This is a genomic window from Sphingomonas sp. Sphisp66, assembly GCF_047324325.1.
Classification (GTDB): Bacteria; Pseudomonadota; Alphaproteobacteria; order Sphingomonadales; family Sphingomonadaceae; genus Sphingomonas.
In genome coordinates, this window is the sequence record NZ_CP168508.1 from 2323510 (window position 1) to 2346958 (window position 23449).

General features: G+C 68.9%; 10 protein-coding genes. 6 read left to right on the forward strand and 4 right to left on the reverse strand.

Annotated features, from left to right (window positions below):
* Positions 1-55 precede the first annotated feature (55 nt).
* Complete coding sequence (locus ACEN8G_RS11215) at positions 56-11833, forward strand: beta strand repeat-containing protein (protein ID WP_413414460.1); 11778 nt, start codon at positions 56-58, stop codon at positions 11831-11833.
* Between the two features lie 51 nt (positions 11834-11884).
* On the opposite strand, the gene ACEN8G_RS11220 is transcribed toward ACEN8G_RS11215, so the two are convergent.
* Positions 11885-12850, reverse strand: a complete 966-nt coding sequence (locus ACEN8G_RS11220; RefSeq protein ID WP_413414461.1) for a helix-turn-helix domain-containing protein — start codon at positions 12848-12850, stop codon at positions 11885-11887.
* A gap of 197 nt (positions 12851-13047) precedes the next feature.
* Between ACEN8G_RS11220 and paoA the strand changes: the two genes are divergently transcribed.
* The 3 genes from paoA to paoC are packed head-to-tail and all read left to right on the forward strand — an operon-like array spanning position 13048 to position 16841.
* A complete protein-coding gene (gene paoA / locus ACEN8G_RS11225; protein ID WP_413414462.1) occupies positions 13048-13698 on the forward strand; it encodes an aldehyde dehydrogenase iron-sulfur subunit PaoA in 651 nt (216 codons plus the stop codon).
* A complete protein-coding gene (locus tag ACEN8G_RS11230) occupies positions 13695-14645 on the forward strand; it encodes an FAD binding domain-containing protein (protein ID WP_413414463.1) in 951 nt (316 codons plus the stop codon). The genes paoA and ACEN8G_RS11230 overlap by 4 nt, the downstream gene beginning before the upstream one ends.
* Before the next feature lie 3 nt (positions 14646-14648).
* Entirely contained in the window at positions 14649-16841 is a 2193-nt protein-coding gene (gene paoC / locus ACEN8G_RS11235) for an aldehyde oxidoreductase molybdenum-binding subunit PaoC (RefSeq protein WP_413414464.1), read from the forward strand.
* 270 nt (positions 16842-17111) lie between these two features.
* Here paoC and ACEN8G_RS11240 read toward each other — a convergent pair whose 3' ends face one another.
* Both ACEN8G_RS11240 and ACEN8G_RS11245 read right to left on the reverse strand, forming a co-directional pair.
* A complete protein-coding gene (locus ACEN8G_RS11240; RefSeq protein ID WP_413740785.1) occupies positions 17112-17876 on the reverse strand; it encodes an alpha/beta hydrolase in 765 nt (254 codons plus the stop codon).
* A gap of 43 nt (positions 17877-17919) precedes the next feature.
* Positions 17920-18750 carry an alpha/beta fold hydrolase gene (locus tag ACEN8G_RS11245; protein WP_413414486.1) on the reverse strand — a complete coding sequence of 277 codons (831 nt, stop codon included), beginning with the start codon at positions 18748-18750 and terminating at the stop codon, positions 17920-17922.
* A 285-nt stretch (positions 18751-19035) separates the two neighbouring features.
* On the opposite strand from ACEN8G_RS11245, the gene ACEN8G_RS11250 reads away from it, so the two are divergent.
* Both ACEN8G_RS11250 and ACEN8G_RS11255 read left to right on the forward strand, forming a co-directional pair.
* A complete protein-coding gene (locus ACEN8G_RS11250; RefSeq protein WP_413414466.1) occupies positions 19036-22056 on the forward strand; it encodes a two-component regulator propeller domain-containing protein in 3021 nt (1006 codons plus the stop codon).
* A complete protein-coding gene (locus ACEN8G_RS11255; protein ID WP_413414467.1) occupies positions 22049-22696 on the forward strand; it encodes a response regulator in 648 nt (215 codons plus the stop codon). Before ACEN8G_RS11250 ends, ACEN8G_RS11255 begins: the two co-directional genes overlap by 8 nt.
* On the opposite strand, the gene ACEN8G_RS11260 is transcribed toward ACEN8G_RS11255, so the two are convergent.
* The gene (locus ACEN8G_RS11260; protein ID WP_413414468.1) at positions 22693-23373 is read right to left on the reverse strand and encodes an OmpW/AlkL family protein; all 681 of its coding nucleotides are present in this window, start codon (positions 23371-23373) and stop codon (positions 22693-22695) included. The two genes, ACEN8G_RS11255 and ACEN8G_RS11260, sit on opposite strands and share 4 nt — an antisense overlap.
* Positions 23374-23449 lie beyond the last annotated feature (76 nt).

A 23449-nucleotide genomic window follows, 5' to 3' on the forward strand; every position in this document is an offset into this window, starting at 1 on the left:
CGTTCGTGAGAAATGCGGGCTGGCCACCCCTAACGGCCAAATGGGGATCAGGGATATGAGCAAGCTGCACAGTGCCAAGGCCGCCATCGCCTCGAGCAAGGGCACCCGCCGCCGTCTGAAACGCTCGGCGCTGCTGCTGTCGGCGGGCCTCGCCGCGATCATGCTCGCCAATCCCGCCCGCGCCCAGCTTGCCCCGAATGCGCTGCCGACCGGCGGCGACGTGGTGCACGGCACGGCGACGATCGGCACGCCCACCCCGTCGAGCATGACGGTCAACCAGAGCAGCGATCGCGCGGTGATCAACTGGAACACGTTCGACATCGGATCGGGCGCGAGCGTCACCTTCGTCCAGCCCTCGGTGACCTCGATCACCGTCAACCGCGTGATCAGCGGCGCCGCGCCGTCGGAGATCGCCGGCCAGCTCAACGCCAATGGCCGGATCGCGATCCTCAACCCCAATGGCGTGCTGTTCTCGGGCACCGCCAATGTCGACGTGGGCGGCCTGATCGCCTCGACCGGCGACATCGACCAGGCCGCCTTCATGTCGGGCGCCGGCACGCTGGAGATCACCGGGGCGAACACCGGCGGCGAGATCGTCGTCAACGGCAACATCAACATCTCGGCCGGCAATCTCGGCCTCGCCGCCTTCGTCGCGCCGACGGTGCGCAACAGCGGCGTGATCACCGCCACCGCGGGCCGGGTGCAGCTGGGCGCCGGCAACGCCTTCACGCTCGACCTTGCCGGCGACGGCCTGCTCCAGATCGGCGTGCCCGCCAGCAGCGCGCTCGTCCAGAACAACGGCCAGGTCTTCGCCGAGGGCGGCCGCATCCAGATGTCCGCCAGGACGGCAGGCGGGCTGATCGACAATCTGGTCAACACCGGCACGCTCAGCGTGGATTCCGCCACGCTCGACAATGGCGTGGTCGTGCTCGAGGCGGTGGGCGGCAGCGCCAATCTGCGCGGCACGATCGCGGCCAACGACCGCAACAGCATCAGCCGCAACATCCTGATCAGTTCCGATCAGGGCGTGAACATCTCGGGCAATCTCAGCGCCGCCTCGGGCACGGTCAACATCACCGCCCCGCACATCTACGGCGCCGGCAAGGTCAGCACGGCCACTGCGCTGAACCTCAACCTGAGCAACAACGGCACCGACACCAGCGGCCTCGGCAACTACATCAACGACGCGCTGGGCGTGATCGGCACCACCGGCTTCGGCACCACGCTGCGGCTCGGCGCCGGCACCTACCGGTCGGGCGTGCGCGTCGATGCGAGCGACGTGCGGATCGACGGCCAGGGCGTCGCCAGGATCGGCTGGACGCCGGGCATCGAGAACGCGATCGACATCTGGGGCGACTACGTCACCGTCCAGAACCTGGAGATCGCGGGCCCGGCGACCAGCGGCTATACCAGCTTCGCCTGGGGCAGCACCAATTCGCGCGGCATCTTCGTCAATCGCTATGCCGACACCGTCCAGCTGCTGAACAACAACATCCACGACATCCGCACCGGCATCATCGTCGATGGGCGGAACGCGAACGTCTATTTGCTGAACAACAGGATCGACAACACCAAGTCGGCGATCTCGGTCCAGTATACCGACGGATCGAACGTCGTGATGACGGGTAATCACGGCGGCACCTATGGCAATGAATGGGGCATCAACCTCTACCTGAACGGCATCCTGCAGGCGGACGGCGTCACCATCCTGCCCGCGGCCGGATCGCTGGGCGCCAACACCCCGCTTGCCGAGCAGCAGCGCCTGCTCGCGCTGCGTGCCGCCAATGGCGGGATGGAAGTCCAGAACCAAGGCTGGTCGGCGCTCAACCGCACCGCCGTCTATGTCGGTCCCGCCGGCAGCAACTCCAACCAGGGCAGCCCGCTCGGCAAGCTCGCGACGCTCCAGGCGGGCGTCAACGCCGTCGTCACCGGCGGCACCGTCTATGTCGCCGACGGCAACTACAGCCTCGGCTCGGCCCAGCTCGTCATAAACCATGGCCTGAGCATCATCGGCCAGTCGCAGGCGGGCGTGGTGATCGACGGCCGCGCGGTCTCGGCCAACGGCCTCGGCACCATCTCGGTGATCGCCGACAATGTCTCGCTCAGTAACTTCACGCTGCTCGGCAGCCAGCTCGCCGGCGGCAATTACGGCATCAAGGTCGCCCCGAACCCGAACGGCCACGTCAACACCGCGGGCGGCACCGGCGAGCGGCTCAACAACTTCGCGGTGAGCAACGTCACGGTCAGCGGCTCGCGCCGCGCCGAGCTCGACCTGAACGGCGTGGTGGGCGCGACCATCACCAACTTCACCGCCGATGGCCAGGGCACCGACGGTGCCGGCATCCAGATCACCGACAGTTCGAACGTGACGCTCAGCGGCGTCCACACGCTGAACAACAATTGGGGCGGCGTCGCGCTCTACCAGAACAACAGCGCGAGCGGCTACAACGCCCAGACCACCAACATCAACATCGACGCCGGCCAGAACCAGTTCGACGAAGCGAACGGGCTGTTCACCCAGCTGACCTCGACCACCCAGGGCTTCGGCCAGCTGAACCTCACCGGGTTCAACTATGCGATCCGCAACACCGGCTCGCGCCCCGATGCCAGCCAGTTCACCTGGTTCCAGACCGACCTGACCAAGGCGACCGGCTTCGCGCTGGCGCTGGGCGCACCGACGACAAGCTCGATCGAAGGCTATACCGGCACCACCTTCAGCAACGACTTCACCGTGGTCGCCGGCCTAACCATCGGCGCCGCGCTGCGCGATGCCCGGGCGGGCGCGACCATCAGCGTCGGCGCCGGCACCTATGTCGAGAATGTCCTGATCAACAAGTCGGGCATCACCCTCACCGGGACCAATGGCCGCGACCTGACCACGATCCAGGGTGTGGCCGGCCTCGGCGCGCTGGGCGCGGCAACCGTCTCGAACGCCAACAATGTCACCATCGACGGCTTCACCATCCTCGGCATCGACAATGGCAATCCGGGCATCGAGAATGCCGCGCTCTACCTGCAGGGCAACAACAGCGGCACCACGATCCGCGGCAACACGATCACCGCGAACGGCGATCTCGGCCTGGTCTCCGAGTACAGCGCGACCGTCAGCAACCTGACGATCGACGGCAACATCTTCAACGGCCAGACCTTTGTCGGCGCGGCGCCCTCCTCTGCCCCGTCGAGCCAGCAGTTCACCACGCCCAACGTCTCGCGCCAGCTGGTCGCGATCGGCGGCGGCGCGGGCGGCGGCAACACCTCGAACGTGGTGTTCACCAACAACCAGGTGACCGGAAACAGCGGCCTCAACAGCGGCGTGACGATCGACGCGGTCGGCGCGACGATCGCCGGCAACCGCTTCGCCAGCACCACCGGCGGCTTCGGCAACATGCTGCGCGCCCGCGGCACCAATACCAGCGTCACCGGCAACGTGATCGACATGGCCGGCGTCGACTATACCGCCGGCGGCCTCTACATCCGCGACGCGGCGATGACCGCCGCCAGCTTCTCCGACCTGCTCGCCGCCAACACGCTGGCCGGCGCCGGCGCCTGGGCCAACACTTCGGCGACCGGCTATCACAGCCTCAGCCGCAACATCCAGGGTGCGGTCAACGAGGCCGCGTCGGGCGCGGTCGTCACCGTCCGTCCGGGCGACTATCTCGAGGGCGTCACCGGCGTCGGCTATTATGGCGATGCCGGCGCGCAGAGCTTCGGCCTGTACCTCTACAAGGACAACATCACCCTGCGCGGCGTCGATGCCGCCGGCAACGCGATCACCGATGCCGACGACGTCGCGGCGTTCATCACGTCGCGCTACCAGGCCGGCTTCGGCGCGCAGCACTTCGTCTCGGGCAACGGCGTCACCATCGAGGGCCTGGGCTTCAAGCCCGCAGCCGCCGGCGACAACAAGACCGTCGAGGTGATCGGCAACGCCTTCACCCTGCGCAACTCGGTGATCGACAACAGCGGCAACGAGACCGCCGCCAACCTCTATATCGACGACTTCAACGATCCGGCGCGCACCCGGCTCGAGAGCTTCACGATCACCGGCAACAAGTTCCTGGGTGGCACCTATGCCAGCGCCATGGTGGTCGTCGCGGGCGGCGCCGGCCGCACCACCGACGCCTCGAACCGGATCTTCGCGAACAACTATCTGAGCAGCAGCCTCACCGGCATGCGCGGCTTCCAGATCCAGGGTTACATGCCCAACACGCCGTGGCAGCAGCTCTATGCCGGCGCAGTGACGGTGACCGGCAACAGCTTCGACGTCGACATCCCGGTGCGCACCGTCGGCCTGCTCAGCAGCGTCTTCGCCTGGGACGATGTGTTCCGTAACAACGGCAACAGCTTCCTGCGCGGCGGCGTGCTCGCCTATGAAGGCAGCTCGACCAATGCCCGCGCCACCATCACGGCGGGCGGCGATCCCGACATCCGCATCACCAGCACGATCGACGCCTCGGTCGCGCGCGCCCAGAATGGCGACACGGTGCGCATCCTCGACGGCACCTATGTGCTCGGCTCGCAGCTCAAGATCGACCGCGGCATCGCGCTGGTCGGCCAGTCGCAGGCCGGCACGATCCTCGACGGCCGCACGGTCAACAATGGCGGCGGACTCGGCACGATCCTGGTCGCGGCCGACAACACGACGCTCAGCAACTTCACCCTGCTCGGCAGCCAGCTCTCGGGCGGCAATTACGGCATCAAGGTCCAGCCGGACCCGCTCACCTATGCGCCCTCGCAGCGGATCAGCAACGTCACGATCAGCGAGGTGACGGTGAAGGGCTCGCGCCGCGCCGAGCTCGACATCAACGGCGCCGTGGGCGTCACCCTCACCAACTTCACCGCAGACGGCCAGGGCACCGAAGGCGCCGGCGTCCAGATCACCGACAGCGCGAACGTGACGCTGAACGGCGTGCATACGCTGAACAACAACTGGGGCGGCGTCGCGCTCTACCAGACCAACCGCGCTGGCGGCTATGACGGCCAGACGACGAACATCAACATCGACGCCGCGCAGAATGATTTCGAGGAAGCGAACGGCCTGTTCGCCCAGCTGGAATCGACGATACAGGGCTTCGGCCAGCTCAACCTGACCGGCTACAACTACGCCGTCCGCAACACCGGCCATCGCAGCAATGGCGGCCAGTTCACCTATTTCCGCACCGACCTGGCCGACGCCACCGGCTGGGCGCTGGGCCTGGGCGCGGCGAGCACCGGCTCGATCGAGGGCTATACCGGCACCGGCTACAGCAACGTCTTCACCGTGGTCCAGGGCCTGGGTATCGACTCCGCGGTGCGCGACGCGCGCAGCGGCGGCACGATCAACATCGCCAACGGCACCTACATGCTCGCCGGCACGCTGATGATCGACAAGAGCCTGTCGCTGGTCGGCGCCAGCGAGAGCGGCACGATCCTCGATGCCTCGGGCTTGAGCGTCTATGGCATGCGCGTCCATGCCGACAATGTCTCGCTGAGCGGCTTCTCGCTGCTCGCCCCGAACGCAGTCAGCAGCTCGACCTATGGCATCAAGGTCGAGGTCGGCGCGGGCGATACCAATGGCAACGCCCGGATCGACGATTTCGCGATCCGCGACGTCTCGATCAGCGGCTCGCGCAAGACCGGGCTCGACCTGAATTCGGTGATCGGCGCGACGATCGACAACGTCAACGTCACCGGCGCGCTCGCCGGCAACGGCATCTCGATCACCGACAGCGCCAATGTGCTGGTCCGCAACACCACCACTTCGGGCAATGCCTGGGGCGGCCTGGCGCTCTATCAGGCCAATGGCCCGACCGGCAGCAACCAGCAGCTCACCGGCATCACGATCGAGGGCAACAACCTCTTCGGCGAGGCCAATGGCCTGTATCTGCAGGACAGCTCGGCCATCAACGATGTCGGCACGCTGAGCATCACGGGCTTCGACCATATCGTCCGCAACACCGCCTTCCGCGCGGACGGCAACCAGTTCACCTTCTTCCGCACCAGCCTGAGCGACGCGACCGGCTATGCGCTGTCGCTCGCCACCCCGGCGAGCAGCTCGATCGAAGGCTGGGCGGTCAGCGCCGGCACCAACCAGTTCACCGTGGTCGACGGCCTGAGCATCGCCGCCGCCGCGCGTGACGTGCGGGCGAACGGCACGATCAACGTCGCCGCCGGCACCTATGCCTCGGGCACCGTGATCGGCACCAACGGCGTCTCGCTGCTCGGCAGCGCCGGCGCGAAGATCGACGCCAGCCATGACGGCGACAACGGCATCACGATCACCGGCGACGGCGTCACCGTCTCGGGCTTCGAGATCTTCGGCCCGGCCGACCAGAGCTATGTCACCTATGCCTGGCCGACGATCACCCGCGGCGTGGTCGTCGCCAACGGCGCCGACAACGTCACCGTCACCGGCAACACCATCACCGGCGTGCGCAACGGCATCCTGATCGACGGCCGCAACGTCAACGCGTCGCTGACCAACAACCTGATCGACAACACCAAGAGCGCGATCTCGGTCCAGTATACCGACGGCTCGAACCTCACCATCGCCGGCAACAGCGAAGGCAGCTTCGGCAATGAATGGGGCATCATCACCTGGCTGAACGGCATCTGGAACGGCACGACGATCACTGCCTCGGCCGGGTCGCTCGGCGCGAACACGCCGCTCAGCGAGCAGGCCCGCCTGCTGGCGCTGTCCGCGGCGAATGGCGGCATGGCCGTCTACAACCAGGGCTATAGCGCCGCGAACCGCACCCGCGCCTATGTCGCCACCAGCGGCGTGGCGGGCGCGCAGGGCAGCCAGCGCACCCTGCTCGACCTCCAGGGCGGCCTGAACGCGGTCGTCTCGGGCGGCACCGTCCATATCGCCGGCGGCACCTATAACGAGAGCGTCACGCTCGACGCGCTGCGCATCCTCGACATCTCCGGCACGCTCCGGCTCAACGACCTGACCTTCGGTGCAGGCGCGGCGGGCACGAACCTCGGCACCAGCATCATCGCCAGCGGCGACATGAACATCGCCGGCGGCATGGTGCTGACCGGCGACACGACGCTCCTCGCCGGCGGCGCGCTGAACCTCGGCTCGGTCCTCTCGCCCTATAATCTGACGCTGACCGGCACCACCGTCTCGCTCGGCCAGTCGGTGCTGAACAGCCTGTCCGTGACCGGGACGAGCATCGTCGCCGCACAGGTCTACACGGTCGGGTCGCAGCAATATGACGGCGCGACGACGCTGAACGGCGCCTATTACGCCGGCGACTGGTTCACCGTCTCGGGCCAGGCGACGCTGGCCGGCGACACCTCGATCACCATGACCGACGGCGATATCGGCATCGCGAGCCTCACCGGCGCCCATGCGTTCAGCGCCTCGGCCGGCAACCGCGACGTCAGCCTCGGCCAGGCGACGGGCCTCGCCTCGATCACGATCAGCGCGGACGAGATCGTCACGGCGGGCGCCTCGACCAGCGGCGCGCAGAACTACACCGGCAACACCGTGCTGAACGGCGCCTACAGCACCAACGGTGCGGCGTTCGGCGTCACCGGGGCGACGACGCTCGCCGGCGACAGCAGCGTGATCACGAGTGGCGGCAATGCCAGCTTCGGCACGCTGGGCGGCGCATATGGTCTGGCGGCGGATGTTGGCACCGGCGCGATCGCGTTCGGCGCAGTGAACGGCCTCACCGGCCTCTCGGTGACCGGCGCGACCATCTCGACCGCGGGCGTCTCGACCAGCGGCAACCAGAGCTATGTCGGCGCCATCTCGCTCGGCGGCAGCTACGTCACGGATGGCGGCAGCTTCACCGTCCAGGGTGCCTCGGCCCTGACCGGCACGACCGGCATCGTCACCGACGGCGGCAGCGCGACGCTGGGCACCGTCGCCGGCGGCGGCAATGGCCTGAGCCTCGATGCGGGCAGCGGCGCGGTGACGCTGGGCGCGGCCTCGGGCCTCGCCTCGCTCGACGCGACCGGCGCGACCATCGCCACCGCGGGCGTTTCCACCGACGGCACGCAGAACTACACCGGCACGGTCCTGCTGGCCGGCAGCTACAGCACCAGCGGTGGCGCCTTCACGGTCAACGGCGCGGCCCAGCTGGCCGCCCTTACCGACATCGCCACGGCGGGCGGTGCGGTCAGCCTGTTTGGCGGCGCCTCGGGCACCAGCGATCTCGGCATCGATGCCGGCACGGGCAATGTGACGCTCGGCACGTCGAACCTCGGCTCTCTCACCATCATCGGCGACACGATCCGCACCCACGGCGTCACCAGCACGGGTAGCCAGAGCTACACCGGCGCGACGACGCTGGACGGCATCTACGTCTCGGGCGGCAGCTTCGCCGTGGCCGACGGCACCATCGTCGCCGGCAACACCGGCGTGACCACGGGCGGCAATGCCAGCTTCGGCAGCATCGGCGGCACAGGCGCGCTGGCGATCGACGCAGGCGGGAACGCCGTCACGCTGGGCGCAGTCAACGGCCTCGCCGCGCTTGCGGTCACCGGCGGAACGATCGCGACGGGCGGCGCCGCGACCAATGGCGCGCAGAGCTACACCGGCGCGACCAGCCTCGACGGCGCGTACAGCACCAATGGCGGCGCCTTCACCGTCAACGGCGCCTCGACCACGGTCAACGCGGTGAGCATCGCCACCGCGGGCGGCAATGCGAGCCTCGGCACCGTCGGCGGTGCGGGCGCCCTCACCGTCAATGCCGGCACCGGCAACGTCACCCTCGGCGCGGTCAGCGGCATCGCCTCGCTCTCCGCGACCGGCGCGACGATCGCCACCTCGGGCGCCTCGACCAGTGGCGCCCAGAGCTACACTGGCGCGACGACGCTCGCTGGCAGCTATGCGACCAGTGGCGCGGGCTTCACCGTCACCGGCACGGCGACGCTGGCCGGTGCGACCTCGGTCGCCACCACCGGCGGCACTATCGGCCTCGGCACGATCGCCGGCGCAGGCAACGCGCTGGCGATTGTCGCCGGCCCGGGCAGCGTGACGCTGGGCGCGGCAACCAATCTCGGTTCGCTGACCGCCAGCGGCGCCCTCCTCACCACCGCGGGCGTCACCACCAGCGGCGCGCAGACCTATGGTGGCACGCTGCTGCTCAACGGCGCCTATGCTGCCGGCGGCACCTTCACCGTCAACGGCACGACCACGCTCGCCGGCGACAGCAGCGTCACCACCGCGAACGCCAATGCGACCTTCGGCGTGGTCGGCGGCACCCGTGCGCTCACCGTCGATGCCGGCACCGGCACGGTCACGCTGGGCGCGGTCAACGGCCTCGCCGCGCTCTCGGTGACCGGCCGCGGCATCCTTACCAACGGCGCGACCACCGCGGGTGCGCAGAGCTATACGGGTGCGACGCTGCTGCGCGGCAGCTACAACACCAATGGCGGCGCCTTCACCGTCACCGGCGCCACCACCCTCGGCGCCGGCGGCATCGTCAACGTGGCGACCCAGGGCGGCGACGCGAGCTTCCGCAGTATCAACGGCCCGAATGCCGGGCTGAACGTCGATTCCGGCAGCGGCAATGTGACGCTGGGCTTCGTCAACGGGATCGCCGGGCTCACCGTCACCGGCTCGACCATCACCACCGCCGGCGCCACCACGGCCGGCGCCCAATATTATTTCGGCCAGACGCTGCTGCGCGGCACCTACAGCGCCACCAGCTTCGGCGTGTTCGGCGACACGATCCTCACCGGATCGACGACCCTGACCACTGCCAGCACCCTCGCCGTCGGGCTGGGCTCGGTCGTCGGCGACGGCAACAGCAGCTTCACCGTCAACGCCGGCAGCGACGGCACCGTCCTGGTCCGCTCGGTGACCGGCGTGACCGATCTGTCGCTCACCGGCCGGGCGGTGAACAACTATGGCGCGGTGACCAGCGGCTCGCAGACCTATACCGGCGCGACCAGCCTGGCCGGCCTGCACAGCGCAGGCGGCGACGCCACCGTCAACGGCACGACCGACCTGGCCGAGGACACCAGCGTCGTGGCCGGAGGCAATGTCGGCTTCGGCACGGTAACCGGCGCCCAGGCGCTGGCGATCGAGGCGGGCGGCAACGTCACCCTCGGCGCCGTGACCGGCCTCACCGCGCTCTCCGCCACCGGCGCGTCGATCACCACCGCCGGCGCCTCGACCAGCGGCGCGCAGAGCTATACCGGCGTGACCGTGCTGAACGGCAGCTATGGCGCCGCCAGCTTCTCGGTGACCGGCAGCACCACGCTGGCCGGCGCGACCTCGGTGGCGACCACCGGCGGCAACGTCGCCCTCGGCGCGGTGACCGGCAGTGCAAGCTTCAGCGTCAACAGCGGTACGGGGAATACCTCGCTCGGCACCGTGTCGGTCGCGAGCCTTTCCGTCACCGGCGCAAACATCGCAACCCTTGGCGTCTCCACCAATGGGGAGCAACGCTACACCGGCGCGACCAGCCTGGGCGGCGCCTATACCACCAATGGCGGCGCCTTCACCGTCACCGGGGCGACCAGCCTGGCCGGCACCAGCAGCGTGACCACCGGCAACGGCGCGATCGCGCTCGGCGCGGTCGACGCAGCGGTCGCAGGCGGCGCAGGCCTGACGCTCGATGCCGGCACCGGCACGGTGGCGCTCGGCAATGCCGGCGCGCTCCGCCGCCTCGGCGCCACCGCGATCAACGCGGGCACCACCGTCCTCAACGGCACCACCTATGCCGCCAACAGCCTGGGCTTCACCGGTGGTGCCAACGCCGCGGTGCGCCTGACCCAGGCCGCGACGACCTTCAACACCAGCCTGCCCGGCGGCGCGGGCGGTGCGATCTCGATCGCCCCAGCCCTGGTCGGCACCACCAACGCCCAGCAGAACGTCACCTTCACCGCCGGCAATGGCCTCACCGCGAACAGCGGCGACGTGACCCTGGGCAACGCAGGTACCGACGCCATCCGCCTCGGCGCGATGACCGTGACCGGCCACGACTTCACCGCCGCGACCGTCAAGCTGGCCGGCACCTTCACCTCGGTGCTCAGCGGCTCGCAGCAGTTCAGCGCCAACACGCTCGACACGCTGGGCAACGTCAACGCCCAGGTGGCCGGCAACGAGAGCGGCCCGATCCGCGCCGGCGGCTCGGTGACGATCACCGCGGGCGGCTCGGGCAGCGGCTCGCTCATCGCCGGCGGCCCGGTCAATCTCGGCTATGGCGGCAGCGTCAGCCGCGCGATCACGTCGCAGGGCAGCGTCGCGGTGACCAGCGGCGGCGCGATCACCGGCCCGATCGTCGCGGCCGGCGCGGTCAGCCTGACCACCACCAGCGGCGCAGTCACCTCGGCCGTGACCAGCGGCGGCGCCGTCTCGATCCTGTCGCAGCTCGGCGCGATCGGCGCGACGGTCACCGCCGGCGGCGCCATCACCGCCCAGACCAACGGCACCCTCACCGGCAGCTATACCAGCCCGACCACGATCACGCTCACCTCGGCCCGCCCGATCAGCGTGGTGGTCAACGGAAGCCTTGTCACGGTGACGGCGCCGAGCGGCACGGTCACCGGCGTGTTCGGCGAGATCCGCACCAACAACACCGGCACGCTGATCGTCAACGACCAGCCGGTGATCGGCAGCGGCACCGCCGACGCGCGCCAGATCCTCATCGACACCTTCGTCCGCCCGGCCGGCGGCAGCGTCTCGGCGAATGGCGAGATCCAGCTGCCCGTCGGCCTGGCGCTCGGCCTGATCGCCCCGGCCGGCAACGGCCAGGACAGCCAGCGCCCGGCGGTGGTGGTCAACAATGTCAGCCGCCTCGGCGAGCTGCTGCGCATCGGCTACACCGCGATCATCATCCAGCTCGACGAGACCAATCTCGACCTGGAGGAGGAACTGGCCGGCAATTGATCCGCGCCACCCTCGTAATCGAAAGGGCCGGGAGCAAACTCCCGGCCCTTTTCATTGCCCCTCGCCGCGATCCCGCGCCCGCTTCCGGCAGTCGCTGGGGCTTTCGCCGAAGCGCTGGCGGAACAGCCGGCTGAGATGCGCCGCATCGCTGAACCCCAGCCGCTCGGCGATGTCGCCGATCCGGTCGGCCCGCGGCGGCGTCAGCAGCGCCGTACGCGCTGCATCGAGCCGGGTGGCGCGGATATAGGACTGGATCCCGCCCTCCTCCTCGAACAGCCGGTGCAGCGTCGAGCGCGAGATGGCGAAGCGGCGGCACAGGCTCGCCGCGTTCAGCCCCGGCGAGCCGAGATTGCGGTGGATCTCGCCACGCACCCGCAGCGCCAGCGACTGCACCGCGCTTTCGCCCAGCGCCGCTTCCCCCTCCGCACGGATCGCCAGGGCGAGCATGTCGATCAGCGTCCGGGCGACCCGGGCAGCATCGGTCTCGGGGATATATTTCATCCCCTCGGCCAGCTGGACGAGATGGCCGTGCAGCAGCGCCGCCGCCGCACGGCCGATCACCCGGCCGTGCAAGGGCTCGACCGGGCCGATCTCCAGTTCGGCGCGATCGCGCGGCACCGCGAACTGGATCGAGCGGTTCTCGGAGATCACCACCGACGAGACCTGGGTAAGGTCGAGCAGCACCACCTCCCCCGCCTCGGCGACGAACGGCAGGCCGGCCGCGCTGCCATGCGTGCGGCCTTCGAGCAACACGCTGATCCCCAGCGCGTCGATCCCGTCCGCCGCGATGCGCTCCGGCGTGCGCTCGAACCGGCGGGCAGTCCCGTGTGAATAGGAAACAGGCACACCGTCGAGCAGCACATTCTCGGCAGTGGTGTGGAACGGGCCGATCGGCGTCGAGTCGAATACCGAGGCAATGCTCGGCCAGCCCCGGGCGGACCACAGATCATGCCGATCTGCGGCCGGAAACCCCGCGGTGGTGTAGTGATCGGTCTTGATTCCGCGCGGCGGCTTCATGCTGTTCCCGAGGGGACGGCCCCTTTTATCTGGCGGCTTTATCCCCTTGTTCCAGCATGCTGGCAACATCTGCTCAGGCTCGCTCGTTCTCCCTCGACCGGAGCCGGCCGCCAAGGCCGCGCTTTGCCTGGCCCCCGGTTCGCGTTAGAACGTTGAAGTCGGGACACGCACCAGCGTCATGAGGAGCAGATGCCGATATGCACGGACCAGGCGATTTCGAACTTTCCCGGCGCGGTGTCTTGATCGGCGGCGCAGCCTCGGTCGCGGCCACGGCCGCCCCCGTCGCAGAGGCGGCTCCTGAACAGGCCGGCTCGGCCGGTGCCGGCACGCCGGTGCTGGCGAAGGTCAACCTCAAGGTGAACGGCAAGCCGCACGCGCTGGAGCTCGACACCCGCACCACCCTGCTCGACGCGCTGCGCGAGCATCTGCTGCTCGGCGGCACCAAGAAGGGCTGCGACCATGGCCAGTGCGGCGCCTGCACGGTGATCGTCGACGGCCGGCGGATCAACTCCTGCCTCAGCCTGGCGGTGATGCACGAAGGCGACAGCATCACCACCGTCGAGGGCCTCGGCACGCCCGAGAAGCTCCATCCGATGCAGGCCGCCTTCGTCAAGCATGACGGCTATCAGTGCGGCTATTGCACCCCGGGGCAGATCTGCTCGGCAGTGGCGGTGCTCGACGAGATCCGCGCCGGCATCCCCAGCCACGTCACCGGCGACATCGCAGGCAAGCCGGCGATGAGCGCCGACGAGATCCGCGAGCGGATGAGCGGCAACATCTGTCGCTGCGGCGCCTATTCGAACATCATCGAGGCGATCGGCGAAGTCGCCGCGCGGAGGAAGGCATGAAGGCGTTCAGCTACGAACGGGCGCATAGCCCGGCCGAGGCCGCCGCGATCGTCGGCAGCACCCAGGGCGCCCGCTTCATCGCCGGCGGCACCAATCTGCTCGACCTGATGAAGCTGCAGATCGAGACGCCGACCCATCTGGTCGACGTCAACCATCTCGGGCTCGACCGGATCGAGGCGACGGCGGAGGGCGGGCTGCGCATCGGCGCGCTGGTCCGCAACACCGATCTCGCCGCCGACAGGCGCGTCCGCAAGGACTACGCCCTGCTCTCCCGTGCGCTGGTCGCTGGCGCCTCGGGCCAGCTGCGCAACAAGGCGACGACCGCGGGCAATCTGCTCCAGCGCACCCGCTGCCCCTATTTCTACGACACCAACCAGCCGTGCAACAAGCGCAGGCCCGGCAGCGGCTGCGCGGCGATCGGCGGGATCAACCGCAGCCTCGCCGTGATCGGCACCAGCGACGCCTGCATCGCCACCCATCCCAGCGACATGGCGGTGGCGATGCGCGCGCTCGACGCGGTGGTGGAAACGGTGCGTGCGGACGGCACCACCCGCTCGATCCCGATCGCCGAGTTCCACACGCTCCCCGGCGACACCCCGAACGTCGAGAACAGCCTGGCAGCCGGCGAGCTGATCACCGCGGTGACCTTGCCCAGGCCGATCGGCGGCACCCACATCTACCACAAGGTCCGCGACCGCGCCTCCTATGCCTTCGCGCTCGTCTCGGTAGGCGCGATCCTCCAGAAGGACGGCACCGGCCGCGTCGCGTTCGGCGGCGTCGCACCAAGGCCCTGGCGGGTCGAGGCGGCCGAAGCCGCGCTGGCCCAGGGGGCAAAGGCCGCCGCCGCGCTCGCCTTTGCCGGTGCGAAGCCGACCGAGCAGAACAAGTTCAAGCTGGTGCTGGCCGAGCGCACGCTCGCCGCCGCCATTGCCGAAGCGAGGGCCTGAGCCATGAAGTTCACCGAACCCGCCGGCACCAACCCGATCGACCAGGGCAGGATCGTCGGCAAGCCCACGCCGCGTATCGAGGGGCCGCTCAAGACCACCGGCACCGCCCGCTATGCCTATGAGCATGGCGACGTGGTGGCCAATCCCGCCTATGGCTATGTCGTCGGCTCGGCGATCGCCAAGGGCCGCATCACCGGCATCGACCTGCGCGATGCCAAGGCCGCGCCCGGCGTGCTGGCGATCGTCACCGCCGACAATGCCGGCAAGCTGGTCAAGGGCAGCTTCAACACCGCCAAGCTGCTCGGCGGTCCGGACATCGAGCATTACCACCAGGCTGTCGCCGTGGTGGTCGCCGAGACGTTCGAGCAAGCGCGCGCCGCCGCCGCTTTGGTCCGCGTCGACTATGCCCGCGAAAAGGCTGCCTATGATCTTGCCGCCTCGGTGGACAGCGCGGTCAAGGCGGGCGGCAACAATGCCAGGGTCGGCGATTTCGACGGCGCCTTCGCCGCCGCGCCGGTGCAGTTCGACCAGAAATACACCACGCCCGATCATGCGCATGCGATGATGGAGCCACATGCCTCGATCGCGGCCTGGGACGGCGACAAGCTCCAGCTCTGGACCGCCAACCAGATGATCGCCTGGGGCCAGGGCGATGTCGCCAAGACGCTCGGCATCCCCAAGGAGAATGTCCGGCTGATCTCCCCCTTCATCGGCGGCGGCTTCGGCGGCAAGCTGTTCGTCCGCGCCGATGCGATCCTGGCCGCTTTGGGCGCCAAGGCGGCGGGCCGGCCGGTCAAGGTCGCCCTGCCCCGTCCGCTGATGTTCAACAACACCACGCATCGTCCCGCGACGATCCAGCGCATCCGCATCGGCACCGGTCGCGACGGCAGGATCAGCGCGATCGCGCATGAGGAATGGTGCGGCGACCTGCCCGGTGGCGGCGGCGAGAATTCGGTCGCCCAGTCGCGGCTGCTCTATGCCGGAGCCAATCGCCTGATCGGCCAGAAGCTCGCCGTGCTCAACCTGCCCGAGGCGAACGCGATGCGTGCACCGGGCGAGGCGCCGGGCATGATGGCGCTCGAGATCGCGATGGACGAGCTGGCCGAGAAGCTCGGCCTCGATCCGATCGAGTTCCGTGCGCTCAACGACACCCAGGTCGATCCCGAAAAGCCGGAGCGCCCCTTCTCGCAGCGCCGGCTGGTCGAGTGCATGCGCACCGGCGCGGAGAAGTTCGGCTGGGCGAAGCGCAATGCCAGGCCGGGCCAGGTGCGCGACGGGCGCTGGCTGGTCGGCATCGGCATGGCCGCGGCCTTCCGCAACAACATCAACATGAAGTCCGCCGCGCGCGTTCGCCTCGACAGCTACGGCGTGGTCACGGTCGAGACCGACATGACCGATATCGGCACCGGCACCTACACGATCGTCGCGCAGACCGCTGCCGAGATGATGGGCGTGCCGCTCGACAAGGTGAAGGTGAAGCTCGGCGATTCCAGCTTCCCGGTCTCGGCCGGCTCGGGCGGGCAATGGGGCGCGAACAGCGCGACCGCGGGCGTCTACGCTGCCTGCGTCAAGCTGCGCGAGGCGGTGGCGCAGAAGCTCGGCTTCAACTCGGCCGATACGGTGTTCGCCGGCGGCAAGGTCCGCGCGAGCAAGCGCAGCGTGCCGCTCGCCGATGCCGCCAAGTCCGGCGAGATCGTCGCCGAGGACGTGATGGAATATGGCGACCTGGGTCGCAAGTTCCAGCAATCGACCTTCGGCGCGCACTTCGTCGAGGTCGGCGTCGACATCGCCACCGCCGAGATCCGCATTCGCCGCATGCTGGCGGTCTGCGCGGCCGGCCGTATCCTCAATCCGGTCTCGGCGCGCAGCCAGGTGATCGGGGCGATGACCATGGGCGCCGGCGCGGCGCTGATGGAGGAGCTGGCGGTCGACAAGCGCTTCGGATTCTTCGTCAACCACGACCTGGCGGGGTACGAAGTGCCGGTCCATGCCGACATCCCGCACCAGGAAGTGATCTTCCTCGAGGAGACCGATCCCACCACCTCGCCGATGAAGGCCAAGGGCGTGGGCGAACTCGGCATCTGCGGAGTCGGCGCGGCGGTCGCCAATGCGATCTACAACGCCACCGGCGTCCGCGTACGCGACTATCCGGTCACGCTCGACAAGCTGCTGGAGGGCATGCCGGAATACGCCTGAGCCCCGACCTTGTGCTCCTGCGAAAGCAGGAGCCCAGGGTCACGGGCGGCACGCTTGCAATGTAGGATTTCACCTGCTGGGCTTAGGCGTCTTCGGACCGCTCTTTGCACAGTAGGAAAGATAGGATCGGCCTCGCGCAATCCTGTTGCGCGGCCGGCATCTCGCAAGCCGCCAATGGTGCGAACTTTGTGACCTTCCGACCGGGAAAACCCGCTTCCGGCGTGTACTTCCTGTACTTTGGCGAGTCGCGACGGCGCGCGGGATAGGAAATCAGCGCCCCGCCGCGGTCCGCGCCCAGGACAGCGCCCGGTCGGCGACTTCCTCCCAGCCATCCTCGTTGCACAGCCAGTGCGAGCGGCCGGGAAATTCGTGGAACGCCGTGACGGCCGGCGAGCGCAGGTGCCGGCGATAGGCGCCGCGCACCATCGGCGCGGGCACGGTGCAATCGCGCGCGCCGGCGATCAGCATCAGCGGCGGCCGGTCGGGATTGTCCCAGCGCACCCGGCTGCCGATGCCCAGCGCCGCCTGGAAGAATATCCGCCCGGGCGTGGGCACGATGAACTTCTCCCAGGCATAGAGCTTCTCGGCCTCGGGCAGCGTCTGGGCAAAGCCGGTGGCGAAGCTCGCCGCGCGCATCCGCAGCACGCGGTTCCAGCCGTTGAAGGCCGTGAACACGCCGAGCGAGGACCATAGCGCCAGCGGGTGCACGGGCACCCCGAACGGCGGCGTCGGGTCGATCGCCACCGCCGCGGCGCCCAACCCGCGATCGGCGAGCAGCTGGACGACCAGCCCGCCAAAGCTGTGGCCGATCAGGATCGGCGGGTGCGGCATCGCCGCGATCAGCGCGGCATAATGGTCGGTGATCTCGCGCAGGCCGAGCCTGGCCAGCCGCGGGTCGGGCGCCCGGCGGAGCTCGTCCACCGGGCGGTCGAGCCAGGGCCAGGCCGGCGCCACCACGGTCATGCCCGCCGCCTCGTAGCGCTGGCGGAAGCGGTCCCAGGCGCTGGGGGTCAGCCAAGCGCCATGGATGAGCATGACCGTGGGGGCCAATCCGATACTCCGAACTCGGGTGCGACGATCAGCCCTTGATGAAGGCGAGCAGGTCCGGGTTGATCACTTCGGGATGCGTGGTCGCCATGCCGTGCGGAAGGCCCTTGTAGGTCTTGAGCGTGGCATTCTTCAGCAGCTTGGCCGAGAGCGGCGCCGAGTCCGCATAGGGCACGATCTGGTCGTCATCGCCGTGCATCACCAGCGACGGCACTTCGATCTTCTTCAGGTCGTCGGTGAAGTCGGTCTCGCTGAACGCCTTGATGCAGTCGTAATGGGCCTTGATCCCGCCCATCATGCCCTGGCGATACCAGTTGTCGATGATGCCCTGGCTGATCTTCGCGCCCGGCCGGTTGTAGCCGTAGAAGGGGCCGGTCGGGAAATCGATGTAGAGCTGCGCGCGATTGGCGAGCACGCCGGCGCGGATGCCGTCGAACACCTCGATCGGCAGGCCGCCCGGGTTCTTCTCGCTCTTGAGCATGACCGGCGGCACCGCGCCGATCAGCACCATCTTCGAGACGCGGCCCGGCTTGGCCCGCGCGACATAATGGGCGACCTCGCCGCCGCCGGTCGAGTGGCCGACATGGATGGCGCCCTTGACGTCGATATGCTCGACCAGCGCCGCGACATCTGCGGCATAGGTGTCCATCTCGTTGCCCGTATAGGTCTGGGTCGAGCGGCCATGCCCGCGGCGGTCATGCGCGATCACGCGGTAGCCCTGGTGGAGGAAGAAGATCATCTGGCTGTCCCAGTCGTCCGCCGAGAGCGGCCAGCCATGGTGGAACCAGATCACCTGCGCGTCCCTGGGACCCCAGTCCTTGTAGAAAAGCTCGGTGCCGTCCGCGACCTTGAAGGTGCCCATCATCCTGTCTCCTGCATTGGGGGAAGCGATGGCCGGGAAGGAGACGGGCAATGCCGCGACCGCCGCCGCTGCCGCCGCGCCCATGCCGAACGCGCGGCGCGTGATCTCGAGACGCTCGTCCATGCTCTTCCTCCGGCCAGATGTCCGATGTGGGTCCCACGCCGCCGCGCCGAAGGAAATCCCGCGCCGGTAGCCAGCGCCTACTCTTTCGGGTACCTCACGCTCCGCCGGGCTTTCGTGCTAGCATCCCGGCTTTCCAAAGCGTCGCGTGAGAAAGGGAGCGTCTTGCGACTGGCCTTGCTCATCGCCGGGATCGTCGCGCTGTGCTGCACCGGCACGGCCACCGCCGACGCGCCCGGCCAGGGCATATCGCGCTATCTCCACGCCACCTGGACCAGCAAGGACGGCGTCCCCGCCATGGTCCAGGCGCTCGCCCAGGGACCGGACGGCTATATCTGGGTCGGCACCGGCAACGGGCTCTACCGCTTCGACGGCGTGACCTTCGAATATGTCCCGCCCGCCGCCGACCATCCCCGCGGCGCGATCCCGGTCAGCGCGGTGCTCGTCACCCGCGCCGGCGAGCTCTGGGCCGCCTATGCCGGCGCCGGCGGGGTCGAGGTCTATCGCGGCGGACGCATGGTGCGCACCGGCATGACCGATGCCGCGGGCGAGTTCACCGAGCTGCGGGAAGACCGGGACGGCGCGATCTGGGCGGTCGGCGGGCGCACCCACAAGGCACTGAAGCGCTATCGCGGCGGCCGCTGGGAAACGATCGGCGAAGCACAGGGCGTGCCGGACAAGGAATATGTCTCCAGCCTCGCCACCGCCCGCGACGGCTCGGTCTGGATCGCCACCGACAAGCAGCTCTACATCTGGCGCCGGGGCGGGAAACGCTTCGAGCCGACCGGGGTGCAGCTCGGCTTCGGCGGCCATCTCGCGCTCGATCCCAAGGGCAATATGTGGCTGGCCGACGAGCACGGCACGCGCATGCTGCCCGATTATGCCGCCGGCGCGCACACGCCGCGCAGTTCGGTGCTCTACCCCTTTTCCGGTCGGGTGCGCCGCACGGCGATCCTGTTCGACCGCGACGGCAATCTCTGGGGCTCGAGCTTCACCAGCGGCATCTTCGAAGTCGATCGCGCCGCGGATCGATACGACCTGCCGGGCGCGGTCTCCACCTATCGCACCGGCAACGGCCTCACCTCGAACCAGGCGGTGTCGTTCCTCCAGGACCGCGAGGGCAATATCTGGGTCGGCACCGAGCTGGGGCTCGACCAGTTCCGCCCGGCCAACCTCTTCCGCATCGACACGCCGTCGGGCGGCGCGGCGGAAGGCTATCTGCTCGCGGCGGACAGCAGCGGCACGGTCTGGCTGGCGAGCGGCCCCTCGCTCTACCGCGCCCTGCCCGGCCGGGAACCCGTGCTCTTCTCGAGCGGCTACACGGAAATCCAGGCGCTGTGCCGCGGCGGCAATGGATCGGTGTGGCTGAGCACGCCCGAGAAGATGGTCCGGCTGCGCGGCGACCGGGTGGTGGAGACGCTCGGCCTGCCCGGCGCCGGCGCCACCTTCGGGTGCGCCGAGGACCGGCTCGGACGCCTCTGGGTCGCGCGCTTCCAGCACGGCGTGCTCGTCCGCCGTGGCAATGGCTGGCATGAACCAAGGCTCCCCCTGCCCGGCCGGCCGCAGGACATCGTGATCGACGGCGACGGCAATCCGGTGATCATCCTCGATCGCAAGGCCCTTGTCCGCGTCACCGGATCGATCGCCCGCGGCTGGACCAACGAGCAGATCGGCGTCTCCGGCCTGACCGGCGTCTATGGCAGCCGCGAAGGCCTGCTGGTCGCCGGCGGTGACGGGCTGGCGCGCTGGCGGAACGGCCGGTTCGAGCGGCTGTCGATCGCCCATCATCCTTGGCTGCGCGGCGTGCGCGGCGTGGTGCAGGCCGCCACCGGCGAGACCTGGATGGTCAACAATACCGGCCTGTTGCGGCTGCGCACCGCCGATCTCGACCGCGCCTTCGCCCAGCCCACCGCGCCGCTCCGCCACGACCTGTTCGACGAGCAGGACGGCCTCTCCAGCCGTACCCAGCGCGCCGACGGGCTGCAGATCGATGCGGGCGGCGACGGGCGTCTCTGGTTCCTCACCCGCCAGAGCGTGATGCGCATCGATCCCGCGCACCTCGTCCGCAACGCCGCGGTACCGCCCGTGGCGATCCGGGCGCTGACCGTCGACGGCCAGCGCTTCGTCGATCCGCAACGGATCACGCTTCCGGCGGGCAAGACCAATCTCTCGATCGACTATACCGGCCTCAGCTTCTCGGTGCCGAGCCGGGTGCATTTCCGCTACATGCTGGAAGGCTTCGACAAGGGCTGGATCGATCCTGGCACCCGGCGACAGGCCTTCTACACCAATCTCGATCCGGGCACGTACCGCTTCCGGGTGATGGCCTCGAACAATGACGGTCTGTGGAACCCGAGGCCGGCGGTGCTGGAGCTCACCATCCCGCCCACCTTCCTGCAGAGCCCGTGGTTCGCCCTGCTCTGCGCGGTGGCGATCGCAGCGCTGTTCCTGCTGCTCTACCAGGTGAAGGTGCGTGCGATGGCGGCGCAGATGCGCGTCCGCATGCGCGAGCGCCTCGCCGAGCGGGAGCGGATCGCGCGGGAATTGCACGATACGCTTCTCCAGGGGGTTCAGGCGCTGGTTCTGCGATTCCAGCTCGTTGCCGACGACATTCCGCCCGAGAACCCCGCCCGCCGCACGCTGGAGGAAGCGCTCGACCGCGCCGACGACGTGCTGGCCGAGGGCCGCGACCGGGTGCGCGACCTGCGGATGATCGGCGGCGCCGACGATATCGAGCACATGATCCTCGAGATCGCCCGCAAGCAGGTCTTCTCGCCCGCCACCCAGATCAACGTCGCCAGCGAAGGCGAGGCGCGGGCGCTAGACCCGCTGGTGTGGGACGAAGTGGCACGCATCGCCAACGAGGCGCTGTTCAACATCTGGCGCCACGCCCAGGCGAAGCAGATCCTCATCCGCATCGCCTTCCGCCCCGAGAGCTTCTCGGTCCGCTTCCGCGACGACGGCGTCGGCATCGCCGAGGAGATAGTGCGCGACGGCCGACGCGACGGCCATTTCGGCCTGCCCGGCATGCAGGAGCGCGCCGGCAAGATCCAGGCGCGGCTGGTGGTGCAGCGCCCGGCCGGCGGCGGCACCGAAGTCGCGTTGATCGTCCCCGCGACGATCGCCTATTCGAACACACGGCGCCGCAAGTGGCGCGCTCTGGTCACGGGAGGCCGAATTGGGTGAAGCAGCTGTGATAACGAGCACGAGAACCGTCCGCGTGATGGTGGTCGACGACCATCCGATGCTGCGCGAGGGCATCGTCGCGGTGGTCGAGCGCCAGCCCGACATGGAGATCGTCGGCGAGGCGCAGGGCGGTGCCGAGGCGGTGGAGCAGTATCGCGCGCTCCAGCCCGACGTGACGCTGATGGACATCCAGATGCCCGGCATGGACGGGGTCGAGACGATCGAGGTGATCCGCCGCGAATTCCCCGCGGCGCAGTTCGTCGTGCTGACCACCTATCCCGGCGACACCCATGCGCTGCGCGCGCTCAAGGCGGGCGCGACCGGCTATCTGCTCAAGAGCTGCATCCGCAAGGACCTGCTCGACACGATCCGCGCCGTCCATGAGGGGCGCCGCGCGATCGCCGCCGATGTCGCGCAGGAGATCGCGCTCCATGCCTTCGACGACCGGCTGAGCGAGCGCGAGACCGACATCCTCAAGCTGGTCGCCGAAGGCCATCCCAACAAGCAGATCGCCTGGCGGCTGTCGCTTTCCACCGACACGGTGAAGGCGCACCTCAAGAACATCTTCGCCAAGCTCGACGTCGCCGACCGCACCCATGCGGTGATCACCGCGGCGCGGCGCGGCTTCATCGAGATCTAGAGCCGCACGCCGAGCCCCAGGCCGAACACCAGCGGATTGACCTTCACCAGCGTGCGCTGCGTGCCGATCGCGGCCGTGTCGAGCCGCACATCGGTGCGCATGTCGATGTACTTCACATCGAGGTTGAGGAAGACCTTGCGGGTCAGGTCGACGTCCATGCCCGCCTGCGCCGCCCAGCCGAAGCTGTCGGACATGCGCACCCTGGTCTTGCCCACGGCGCCCTGCAGCCCGGCCGACGCCTTCTCATCCCAGAACATCGTGTAGTTCACGCCCGCGCCGAGATAGGGCCGCAGCTTGCCGCGCGGATTGAAGTGATATTGCGCGGTCAGCGTCGGCGGCAGCACCCAGGTCGAGCCGAGCCTGCCGATCGACCCGGTGGTGCCGCTGACGCCCGAGAAATCATGCTTTGTAGTCGAGGCGATCAGCTCCAGGCCGATCGTGTCGGTGACCATGTAGGTCGCATCGATCTCGGGCATGACGGCATTGTCGAGCTTCACCTTCTCGCCCTGGAAGGCCGGGTGGATGCCGTTCGATTTCTCGTTGGGCGCCACCAGGATGGTGCGCAGCCGGACGAGCACGTCGCCCGCCTTGATGCCGGTTTCGTCGCGCATCTGGGCGCCGGCGGGAAGCGCGGCCATCATGCTCGCGGCGGCCAGGGCGATCAGGGTCTTCATCATTGCCTCCTGTGTTGTCGCGCCAGGGGATGCGCGCCGGTTCGCCGCGCCGCATTGCAGCAGCGCAAGCCGCGATTTG